The following is a 12,171-nucleotide window of genomic DNA, read 5'->3' on the forward strand; positions in this document are numbered from 1 at the left end:
GGAGGTTAATTACATGAACGAGAATAAACAAAAAGTCGGATTAGGACAAGAAGTTGCTTCTCTTGTAAAAACAAATATTCGTGATTACATGATGTATATTGCCCTGGTCGTTATCATGGTATTCTTTGCGATAAAAACTAACGGAGGTTTCCTTCAGGCAAGAAATATCGCTAACCTTATAAATCAGGCAGGATATGTAGCTGTTATGTCTATCGGTATGACACTTATCCTTATACTTAGTCACATTGACCTTTCTGTAGGATATGTTGCAGGTTTCTCAGGATCGGTTGCAGCCATCCTTATGACAAAGTATCACATGAACGAGTGGCTTGCGATTCTTATCGTACTCGGACTCGGACTTTTAATAGGTCTTTATCAAGGTATCCTTGTTACTAATGTAGGTGTACCTGCATTCGTAACAACACTTGCCGGTATGTTCATTTTCAGAGGTTTACTGAACCTCTCACTTCAGAAAACAGGAACAATCATTATTCCAAATAAGGGATTCAATGAGCTTTCAAATGGATTCATCCCTGATATCACAACAAAGGGTGATCTTCATTACTTAACTCTTATCATAGGCGGTTTACTGGTTCTCGCTATGATATATACAGAGATCAAAACCAGAAAAAACAAGGTAAAGTACGATTTTGAAGTACCTTCAATGCCAATTTTTATCTTCAAACTTATCGCACTTTCCGTAATCATTATGGTAGTTATATGGACACTTGCAAGCTACCAGGGAATTCCTTGGACTGCAGTTATTGTTAGTGTCGTACTCATTATATATAACTATATGCTTAATAAGACAAGACTTGGACGTGCCATCTATGGTATTGGTGGTAACGCACAAGCGGCAGAACTCTCAGGTATCAATGTAAAGCGTGTCACATTGTTCGCCTTCTGTTCTGTAAGTTTAATGGCGGCACTCGGCGGAATTCTATATACCTCACGACTCCAATCGGCGACTCCTACTGCCGGTGCCGGCTTTGAACTTGATGCCGTTGCTTCTTGTTATATCGGTGGTGTAGCAGTAAGCGGTGGTGTAGGACGAGTAACCAATACAATCATTGGTACACTTGTAATCATGTCTCTTACAAACGGTATGAACCTTATGGGTATTGATATAGCATATCAGTATATCGTTAAAGGACTTATATTCGTTATCGCAGTTGCATTCGATGTAAGAAACAGGAAGAAATAAGAATCACAGAAAACCTTCCAAATAGATAAGACCCGAGATACTTATAAAGGTATTTCGGGTCTTTCCTTTTGTAAATTCTTTTGTAAAATGTAATGCGAAGATATGGCAGAACACGGAGTATATTTCGGGACAATTATTCCTGATATATAAATGTTACGATAGAAAAATATATGATATAATGACCCATAAGTTTTACAGATAAAATAATTTATTATCACAGAGGGCAGACATGAAGAAGGATTATCTGAAATATAAATTTAAAAAAGAATACGGAAAAGATCCGAGGGAATTCAGTTATCGTGACGAATCAAAGGATATGATTCCGAAAGTGAGCATTTATCATGAGATGCAGAAAGAAAATGCTGATAAGTATTACGGGCTCGATAAAATAACCTGGGATGATATTGAAATGGATGAGGTGTTTTTCAGGGTTAATCATACCAGGAGTTATGCCGGAGAGCAGATGCTTTATCATAAACTTCATATACTTGGCGATGCAGGATCGAGAGAGGAGATTGACAGAGAAGCAGCATTTTTTGATGAAAATGAAGATGCAAGAATTAATGCGGAAGCTCAGTTATATAAACTTGGGAAAGGTTATATAAATTATCATATTCCGGAGGCTATTGATAATGTTGAAAAGATAAATTTCAGACATAAATTTATCTGCCCGATCTTATCGGTTCTTTTCTTTGCGAGTCTTATATTGGGTATAGTAAAACCGGATCTGGCAGGTTTTTCTGTTATTATGGGAATAGTCAATCTGATGGTTTCCATTTATATAAAAATGAGGTATGAGCAGCACCTTTTCTCCATGGGGAGTTTTAGAATGCTTGTCGTTTGTTGTAAAAATCTCATGAAGATAAAAGGCGTTAAGGAGATGTATTCCAATCAGGAATTCGAAAATTCTCTTGATAATATAGATAAAGCAACCAAAAAGATAGACGGATTTATCGCAAGGAAATTTGCTGAAGACAGCGGAGATACAATGAGTGTTATCCTTGGCTATGTAGTCGGTATAACTCTTATAGATGCTCTTCTTTATATGATTGTTGCGGATAAACTTAAAAAGGCTAAGAGTGAACTTTGGCAGTGCTACAGATTTGCCGGAGATATAGATACTGCGATTTCGGTTGCTTCATTCAGAAATGGAATTGCATGGTGTAAGCCGGTGATAGAAGGTAACAGTAAAATTAAATGCACTGCATTATATCATCCGCTTCTTGAAAATCCTGTGACAAATGATTTTGATATGGAAAAGAATTCATTTTTTACAGGCGCAAATGCTTCGGGAAAATCAACATTTATGAAGGCTGTTGCTATAAATGTTATCTTAGGTGAAAGTATCTATACATGTGCTGCTGATGAATTTTATTTCCCGGAAATGTATGTCATGACATCCATGGCACTCCGAGATGATGTACTTATGGGTGAAAGTTACTATGTAAAAGAAGTTAAATATCTGAAGCGTATGCTTGAAAAAGTCGAGTCGGGAGATAAAACGCTTATCGTTATTGACGAGATACTTAAGGGAACCAATACCAAAGAAAGAGTTGCTGCTTCAAAGGCTGTGCTTGATTATCTTTCTGAAAAGCCGGCCATAGTCCTTACTGCAACGCATGACCTTGAGCTTGTTGAGCAGATGGATGGAAGATATGATGCATATTATTTCGAATGCAGCGTTGAAGAAAATGATGTTAAATTCAGCTACAAATTACATAAAGGTAAAAATGACATTACTAATGCCATCAACATTATGAAGGCAATGGGATTCCCGGAAAAAGTAGTGAAAAATGCCATGAAAAACGCTGAAGAAACCGGAAAAATGGCAATATAATTTATACTTTGGTCATAATATTTTTATAATTATCGAAAATTTTTTATCAATAGTACTTTTTTATTTGTTGATTTTTTGGTAACATAAAGGAAGTGCGTAAAAGCAATTAAAATTTCTAAAATTATTTTTAGAAGGAGGATTATATGATCTACTCTACAGAAGTAAAGAACATGTGCCCTGTTCATCAGGGAGTACATCATGGTGCAGCACCTATACCAGAAGAAGCAAAATGGGTGCAGGCAAAGAAGGTTGAGGATATTTCCGGATACACACACGGTATCGGATGGTGTGCTCCTCAGCAGGGATGCTGTAAGCTTTCCCTCAATGTTAAAGACGGTATCATTCAGGAAGCTCTTGTTGAGACTGTTGGTTGTTCAGGAATGACACATTCTGCAGCTATGGCTTCAGAAATTCTTCCGGGACTTACAATTCTTGAGGCTCTTAATACAGACCTCGTTTGTGATGCTATCAATACAGCTATGAGAGAGCTTTTCCTTCAGATAGTATATGGTAGAACACAGAGTGCATTCTCTGAAGACGGACTTCAGATCGGTGCAGGTCTTGAAGATCTTGGTAAGGGTGCTCGTTCAATGGTTGGTACAACATACGGTACACTTGATAAGGGACCACGTTACCTTGAACTTACAGATGGTTATATCACAAAAATCGCTCTTGATGAGGATGATGAGATCATCGGATATCAGTACATCAACTTTGGTAAGATGATGGACTTCATCAAGGCTGGTGATGATGTAAATACAGCTTTCGAGAAGGCTTCAGGTCAGTATGGTCGTGTTGCAGATGCAGTTAGACTCATCGACCCAAGAAAAGAGTAAGGATAAGGAGGATTATTAATATGGCATTATTTGAATCATATGAAAGAAGAGAGCCTCAGATCCTTGCTACACTCAAGGAGTATGGCATCTCATCAATTGAAGAATGTAAAGAAATTACAGAAGCAGCTGGACTTGATGTTTACAATCTCATCGAAGGTATTCAGCCAATCTGTTTCGAAAACGCTAAGTGGGCTTACACAGTAGGTGCTGCTATAGCTATTAAGAAGGGCTGCAGAAAGGCTGCAGATGCAGCAGCAGCTATCGGTATCGGACTTCAGGCATTTTGTATTCCTGGTTCAGTTGCAGACAGACGTAAAGTAGGTCTTGGACATGGTAACCTTGGAAAGATGCTTCTTGAAGAGGATACAGAATGTTTCGCATTCCTTGCAGGTCACGAGTCATTCGCTGCAGCAGAGGGTGCTATCGGTATCGCTGAGAAGGCTAACAAGGTTCGTAAGAAGCCACTTCGTGTTATTCTTAACGGTCTTGGTAAGGACGCTGCTCAGATCATTTCACGTATCAACGGATTTACATATGTTGAGACAAAGTATAACTACTTCACAGGTGAAGTAGAGGAAGTATTCAGAAAGTGCTACTCTAAGGATCCTGAGTCTCCACGTGCTAAGGTTAACTGCTACGGTGCAAATGATGTACAGGAAGGTGTAGCAATCATGTGGAAGGAAAATGTTGATGTATCTATCACAGGTAACTCAACAAACCCTACAAGATTCCAGCATCCGGTTGCAGGTACATACAAGAAGGAAAGAATCGAAGCTGGTAAGAAGTACTTCTCAGTAGCTTCAGGTGGTGGTACAGGACGTACACTTCACCCGGATAACATGGCTGCAGGTCCTGCTTCATATGGTATGACAGATACTATGGGACGTATGCATAGTGATGCACAGTTCGCTGGTTCTTCATCAGTTCCGGCTCACGTTGAAATGATGGGTCTTATCGGTGCAGGTAACAACCCAATGGTTGGTATGACAGTTTCAACAGCAGTTTCTATCGAAGAAGCAGCAAAAGCAGGAAAGTTCTAAATTAATAATTTTTTAAAGATAATAATTTATTATTTTAGATAATTATAGTATAATAATCCCTGTAGATGATTGATTCATCTATAGGGGTTATTTTTTTACTATATAATGATGTATGCTTCTGCTATCAGGAGATAGGGGACCGAGGGGTAGTGGCAGTATGAATAATAAGACAGGGTATTTAGTTACTTTATTTTTTTTAATGTTCTCATTTTGGCCGCAGGTTTCAGCAAAAAAGGAAACTGAGGCTTCTTATTCTGTACCATATATCGAAGAAAATATCACATATAATGATTCGGATGATGTAAATGAAAGTACATTCGCCGGATTTAATTTTGATGCAGATGATGATTCGAAGAATAAAGACGGCGATGAAAGTGCGACTAAAGAAGGTTCTGAGAGTAAGAATAATATCGATCCTACAGGTAACGGGGATGGATTTGCTGCGATTCTATATAATAATTCCAACGGACTTCCTACATCGGAAGCAAATGCTATAGCAGAGACTCCGGATGGATTTATCTGGATCGGTGGATACAGCGGTCTTACAAGATATGACGGAAATAACTTCAGTAGAATAGATTCATCAACAGGTATTGACAGTGTTGTAAGCCTTTATGTTGACAGTAAGGAAAGACTCTGGATCGGTACAAATGAAAATGGTGTTGCACTGATGGAAAGAGGCGAGGTATCATTTTTTGATTCTGGGGATGAGCTTCGTTCATTATCTGTCAGATCCATTGCTGAAGATAATGACGGAAATATCTATATAGCAACAACATCGGGACTGGCTATGATCAATCAGTCTCTGGAATTAAAGGCGCTTAGTTTTGAAGAACTTAATAGTGAATATATTGTTGAAATCGTTTGCGGTAAAGACGGTATCATTTACGGTATCACAAATGATGGGGATGTCTTTGGCGTAAAGGGTTCGCAGCTTGTATATTATTTCAATGATGATAATTTTAAATATAATAATCTTTATTGTATCTGTCCTCATGACGCTAAATCCGGCTATTTATATCTCGGTACAGAGAAGTCTGAAATCGTGCTTGTTGATCTGAATGATAACATGAAGATCGTCAAAGAATATTCGGTTGATCCACATATTAAAGTCAATAAAATAGATGAAAATAATGATCATATCTGGGTCTGTGCCGATAACGGCGTAGGACTTATCCTGTCAAACGGAAAATATATAACCATAAATAATCTTCCGATGACAAGTTCCATTGATGATATGATATCTGACTATGAAGGAAATTTGTGGTTTGTTTCTTCCAGACAGGGTGTCATGAAAATAGTTCCGAATATTTTTGTTGATATAAATGAGAGAGCCGGACTGGAAGACATGGTTGTTAATACTACATGCGTTAAGGATGACCTTCTTTATGCGGGAACCGACAGAGGCCTTGTTATCATTGATAAAGATAATAAGAGAATAGAAAATGATCTTACCAAGAAACTTGATTCCGTTAGAATAAGATGCATTATGGTTGATAGTAAGGAAACCATGTGGATCTCTACTTACAGTGATTTCGGACTTGTAGCATATGATAAATCCGAAAATATAGTCAGTTATACAGAGAAAGATGGTCTTCCTTCAATGAAGGTAAGATCAACTATAGAATCAGATGATGGAAGGATTTATGTTGCAACTACAGGCGGAGTATGTACAATTCTTAACGGTGAAGTAAGAAATTCATACGGTACCGAGAGAGGACTGAACAATACAGAAATCCTCAGTGTTTGTCAGGGGGATGACGGAAGTATTTATTTCGGAAGTGACGGAGACGGCATCTATAAAGTTAATGCAACCAATACATTTAGGATAAGTAGAAAAGACGGATTAAAGTCGGATGTTATTCTTAAGATCAAGAAGGATGAGAAAAGAGGACTTTACTGGATCATTACAAGTAATTCCATCGCTTATCTTAAAGATGATGTTGTAACAACAATCGATAAGTTTCCTTATTCCAACAACTTTGATATTTTTGCTGATGACAGTGACAATTTATGGATACTCGGAAGCAGCGGTATATATGTAGTGAAAGCTGAACAGATGATTGCAAATGGTGATATCGATTATATTTTCTATGATTCGAATTGCGGTCTTCCTTTTATTGCAACAGCCAATTCATATAGCTGCATTCAGGATGACGGTACACTTTATATCGCCGGAAATAAAGGTATTTGTAAGGTTAATATCAAAGAGCATAGTGATGATTTTTCTGATATAAGACTTTCTGTTCCTTTTGTTGAAGCGGATGGTAAAGTTATCTATCCGGAAAACGACGGCATATTTGTAATCCCTTCAAATACCAAGAGACTTCTCATCCATGGATTTGCATTTACTTATACGCTTAAAAATCCGAAGATTAATTATGAGATGATGGGAATCGATCAGCCGGGTGGAATAACACTTTATAAGAAAGATCTTGTTCCGCCAAGTTATACAAACCTTCAGGGCGGCGAATATACATTTAAGATATCTATAATCGGAAACGGAAATACAGCAGGCAAAGAGCTTATTGTTAAGATCAGAAAAGAAAAGACCATTACTGAGAAAAGCTGGTTCAAGGTTCTGGTTGTTTTGTCATGCGCCGTTGTTCTTGGGCTGATAGTCGGACTTTATATCAGACGAAAGACTAAGCGTTTAATGAAAGAGCAGAAGAAGAACCAGAAATTCATTGATGAAATGGTTGAGGCTCTTGCCAGATGTGTCGATGTTAAAGATAAATATACAAATGGTCATTCTTTCCGTGTGGCGCAGTATACGACCATGTTCGCTGAAAGAATGGGATATAGTGAGAAAGAACTCGTGGATATTCATAGGATTGCGCTTCTTCATGATATTGGTAAGATAAGTATTCCTATTGATATTTTAAATAAACCGGGTAAATTAACCGATGAAGAATTTGCTGTTATGAAGTCTCATGCAGCAAAGGGTTATGAAATATTAAAAGATATTACAGTTATGCCGAATCTCGCCCTCGGAGCAGGTTATCATCATGAAAGATATGATGGTAAAGGATATCCGAAAGGGCTTAAAAGTGATGAGATTCCGATGATCGCCCAGATCATAGCGGTAGCAGACTGTCTTGATGCAATGACATCTACCAGACCATACCGTAAAGGTATGCCTCTCGAAAAGGCAATAAGCATTATCACGGAAGTTTCCGGAACACAGCTTAATCCGGATGTGGTAAATGTATTTCTTCAGCTGGTAGAAGAAGGTGCATTCGATGATCTAAGAGTTCCGAAAGAGGGACAATAATTAATCTAAAAAAATCCAAACTCTAATTTCGTTTTAATTTATTTTTAATCTTTGTGATTTAATATACGTATTGACAGAGAGATACTACGCAATGTATAGTATTGTGCAAACGGAGGTATGATATGGATATTCAGATAAAAAGAGGACTCCTGGATGTCTGTGTTCTGGCAGCTATTAAAGACGAAGATTCTTATGGTTACAAGATAATCAAGGATATCAAACCATATGTTGAGATATCGGAATCAACACTTTATCCGATACTTAAAAGACTGGTTGCTTCTGAGCAACTGGTTGTCTATACGGCGGAACATAACGGAAGGCTTAGAAAGTATTATAAGATAACGGACTATGGTAGAGAACGTTTGGAAGATTTCAAGTATGAGTGGAATGAGATAGTATCCATTTACAAGTTTGTGACCAAGGAGGAACAGGGAAATGAATAAGAGTGAATTTTTGAATTCTCTTGAAGAAAAGCTTAAAGAACTCCCTAAGGATGAAATTAGAAAAACCATCGATTATTATGATGAAATGATTGATGATCGTATCGAAGATGGTATGACAGAAGAAGAGGCAGTTAAATCCATTGGAAATTCAGGCGATATAGCATTAAGCATTTTACTTGATCATGAAGCTTCAATTCCGGGCGGTACAGGAAAAGGCTTTAGAGATGAAGATAGATATGATGACGATGATGACAGAGTCGAAAGCAGAAACAGAGAATATAGAGAAAAAACTGAGTATGAAGGCGGACCGGATAACTCAACTGAACAATATTATGCCGATCCAAAATTTTCTGAGGAAAGAATAAGAGAATACAGAGAAGCATATGGCGATGATCTGTATGCAGATGATTATATCGAAGATGTAAGACAAAAAAAGAAACATATGAGTGGATTAAAAGTATTTTTACTTATACTTTTTTCACCATTTATCCTTGCGGCGGCAGGAGTTTTCTTTGGACTCTTCGTCGGAGCATGCGGACTTATATTCGGACTTCTTGTAGGTTTCGGAGCAACAATTTTTGCTCTGGTTGTATCAGGACTTGCGGCAATACTTTATCTTGTAGTTAATGTTATCACAGGAAATGTTCCGATGGGGCTTTTTGTGCTGGGATGCGGACTCCTGATGTCGGGAATCGGTGTATTACTCCTTCCTTTCGTAAGAAGATTATTCGAATTAAGCATGAAACTTCTTAAGGGAATGCTTGGAATGATCACAGGAATATTTAAAAGGAGGGCATAATGATGGATAAGAAGAAAAATAATATATTTGTTGCATTTGCACTTATTTCAACAGGTATACTGATAGCACTTATAGCTCTCATTATGGTAGGTTTCGATTTCGAGAGATTAAATGAAGAACATACAGAGAAGAAAGATTATACAACGAGCGAAAATATTGATAGTATTATAGTTAGTTCGGAGGTAAGCAAGGTTAACATTAAGAAGACAGCCGGAGATACATGCAGAGTTGAATATGTTGAATCAAATAAAACAAGGATTAATGTAACTCTTGAAAACGGTACTCTGGAGATTAAAGAAAAAGATAAGAGAAAATGGTATGATTTTGTAAGATTTTCATTTTTAACTTCTTACAATTATAAAATCAATATTTATCTTCCTGAAGATCAGTATGAATCTTTAAAGGTCAGAACAGATACAGGAAGTATCAGGGTTGATTCTATTTCTGTAAAAGAAAAGATCAAGCTTGAAGCTGATACAGGCAGTGTGGATGTTGAAAATCTTACTTGTGAAGAACTTATATGTGATGTTGATACAGGACATATAGATATTGATGATATTAACAGTGATGCTGTTACTCTTTCAACTGATACAGGTTCGATCGGTGCGAAAGACACTATAGTTAAAGGACACTTCAAGGCATCAACAGATACTGGTTCAGTAAAGATTAATGATATTGAAGCAGATACAATTGATATTAAAACAGACACAGGAAGTATCAAAGGAACTGTTTATGGACCTATGATCTTTAAGGCTAAGACAGATATAGGATCTGTAAATGTTCCTGACAGTGATGAGGGTGGCTTATGTAATTTACAAACAGATACAGGTTCCATAAAAGTTAAATATTCAAATAAATCAAGATAATATTTTCCTCCTTATCGTGAGATGCGGTAAGGAGGTTTTTTATATGCCGATATGCACTTTTATACATAATAATAACTTGCTTATAATTCGAAATAATAGTAAAATTTAAATAGATATGTATACAGGGATTATATGTATTTTGAGGCAGTATGGTGGGTTCAATAATGCTTTTTTTGCTGTGGCTTGGGGAGGCCGATAGTTAGCAGATTGTGGGGTGACAATATGGATCCGGAAAAGAAAAGAAGACTTGATGAATTTTTTACGGCATTCTCAACTGTGGCTGACGATGCGTATATCTTTATTTGTAATATGAAGGAAGATTATTCGCGCTGGGCTAAATCTGCAGTTGATTATTTTGATCTGCCGGGTGAATATATGCATAAGGCCGGTGAAATATGGGAAGAACATATTCATCCCGATGATAGAGAAGATTATCGTAAGAGTATAAATGATATTTTCTCCGGAAAAGGTTCCGGCCATGATCTGCAGTATAGAGCCAAAGCACGAGATGGAAATTACTGTGTCTGCACTTGCAGAGGTATAGTTATCAGAGACCAGGATGGTGTCCCTTTATATTTTGGCGGAGCCATCAAAAATCATGGTAATACGAGCTTTATCGATACTGTAACAGGACTCAGAAGTCTGTACGGATTTTTTGAAGATCTGAGAATTTTTCTTTTGAAGAAAAAACCGGGAACGATCATTCAGGTCGGTCTCAGCAATTTTTCTGCATTTAATGAAGTATATGGATATTCTTTCGGCAACAGAGTTTTGCAGACTTTAGCAAGAATACTGAAAGACAGATATTCTGAAATCGGACTTGTTTACAGGCTTGATGGTACTAAATTTGCAATCATTTCCGACAATATGGATAGAGCCGATATAACGAGACGGTATACTGAATTGCGAGATCAACTGACCGCAGGAATTATGGTTGATGAACATACTGTTACACTCAGTATTAACTGTGGATGTATTCAGGTTGATGATTTTGAGATAAGTGATAAGACGATTTATTCCTGCATGAAGTATGCATATTATGAATCTAAGAATTCTCATATGGGAGCCCTGAGCTTCTTTAATGATGAACTTAATGATATAAACAGGCTCCGTATGGAGAGACTGAATTATATAAGAAATTCCGTTAATGAAGGCTGCAAAGGATTTTTCCTTTGTTATCAGCCGATAGTTTTTACGGATGATTGTAAATTAAAAGGTGTCGAGGCATTAATAAGGTGGAAGGATGACAAATATGGTTTGGTTCCGCCGAATGATTTCATTCCTGTGCTTGAACAGGATGCGCTTTTCCCGACACTTGGCAGATGGATACTTTATACTGCCATGAAAGATGGCATGGAACTTATTAAGAAGTATCCGGATATTATAGTAAGTATCAATCTTTCATATGCTCAGCTGGAGAAAGAAGGTTTTATTGAAGAAGTGATGAGTATTCTTGAAGAAACCGGATTTCCGGCTAAGAATCTCTGTCTTGAGATTACCGAAAGATGCAGATTGATCGATACTGAACTTCTGAAAAATCTGATCATGCTTTTAAGAAATCACGGTATTAAAATAGCTCTTGATGATTTCGGTACAGGTTATTCGACTTTGGGGATTTTGAGAGAGATAGAAGTTGATACTGTTAAGATCGACAGAACATTTGTAATGAATATAGAAAAAAGCGAAAGAGACCGGGCGACTGTTAAATGCATTTCCGAGATTGCGGATGCATATGGCGCCGAGGTTTGTGTTGAAGGTGTTGAAACTGAGGCGATGATCGAACAGTTGAGAACATTAAAAGTTAATTCGCTTCAGGGATATTATTTTTCAAAGCCTATAACGCTTGAGGATTTTTTAGGAAAAGAATTCTAA

General features: G+C 37.3%; 9 protein-coding genes. All 9 read left to right on the forward strand.

What is annotated here, in order from left to right; all coding sequences use genetic code 11:
- The first annotated feature begins 13 nt into the window (after positions 1-13).
- The 9 genes from B5D25_RS03640 (at position 14) to B5D25_RS03680 (ending at position 12,171) form a co-directional block, all read left to right on the forward strand.
- The gene (locus tag B5D25_RS03640; RefSeq protein ID WP_078786486.1) at positions 14-1,204 is read left to right on the forward strand and encodes a sugar ABC transporter permease; all 1,191 of its coding nucleotides are present in this window, start codon (positions 14-16) and stop codon (positions 1,202-1,204) included.
- A gap of 229 nt (positions 1,205-1,433) precedes the next feature.
- Complete coding sequence (locus B5D25_RS03645) at positions 1,434-3,041, forward strand: MutS-related protein (protein WP_078786488.1); 1,608 nt, start codon at positions 1,434-1,436, stop codon at positions 3,039-3,041.
- Between the two features lie 143 nt (positions 3,042-3,184).
- Positions 3,185-3,877: an iron-sulfur cluster assembly scaffold protein gene (locus B5D25_RS03650; RefSeq protein ID WP_078786490.1), complete on the forward strand. Its 693-nt coding sequence runs from the start codon at positions 3,185-3,187 to the stop codon at positions 3,875-3,877.
- 20 nt (positions 3,878-3,897) lie between these two features.
- Positions 3,898-4,917 carry a GGGtGRT protein gene (locus tag B5D25_RS03655; RefSeq protein ID WP_078786492.1) on the forward strand — a complete coding sequence of 340 codons (1,020 nt, stop codon included), beginning with the start codon at positions 3,898-3,900 and terminating at the stop codon, positions 4,915-4,917.
- Positions 4,918-5,074: 157 nt separating this feature from the next.
- Positions 5,075-8,191 (forward strand): HD domain-containing phosphohydrolase, encoded by a 3,117-nt coding sequence (locus tag B5D25_RS03660; protein WP_159444071.1) that lies wholly within the window; start codon positions 5,075-5,077, stop codon positions 8,189-8,191.
- 122 nt (positions 8,192-8,313) lie between these two features.
- Positions 8,314-8,634: a PadR family transcriptional regulator gene (locus tag B5D25_RS03665; RefSeq protein WP_078786496.1), complete on the forward strand. Its 321-nt coding sequence runs from the start codon at positions 8,314-8,316 to the stop codon at positions 8,632-8,634.
- Positions 8,627-9,433 carry a DUF1700 domain-containing protein gene (locus B5D25_RS03670; RefSeq protein ID WP_078786498.1) on the forward strand — a complete coding sequence of 269 codons (807 nt, stop codon included), beginning with the start codon at positions 8,627-8,629 and terminating at the stop codon, positions 9,431-9,433. The genes B5D25_RS03665 and B5D25_RS03670 overlap by 8 nt, the downstream gene beginning before the upstream one ends.
- A gap of 2 nt (positions 9,434-9,435) precedes the next feature.
- A complete protein-coding gene (locus B5D25_RS03675) occupies positions 9,436-10,299 on the forward strand; it encodes a DUF4097 family beta strand repeat-containing protein (protein WP_159444072.1) in 864 nt (287 codons plus the stop codon).
- Positions 10,300-10,521: 222 nt separating this feature from the next.
- Entirely contained in the window at positions 10,522-12,171 is a 1,650-nt protein-coding gene (locus B5D25_RS03680) for a bifunctional diguanylate cyclase/phosphodiesterase (RefSeq protein WP_078786501.1), read from the forward strand.

It is taken from the genome of Eubacterium ruminantium, from assembly GCF_900167085.1.
GTDB lineage: Bacteria > Bacillota > Clostridia > Lachnospirales > Lachnospiraceae > Eubacterium_Q > Eubacterium_Q ruminantium.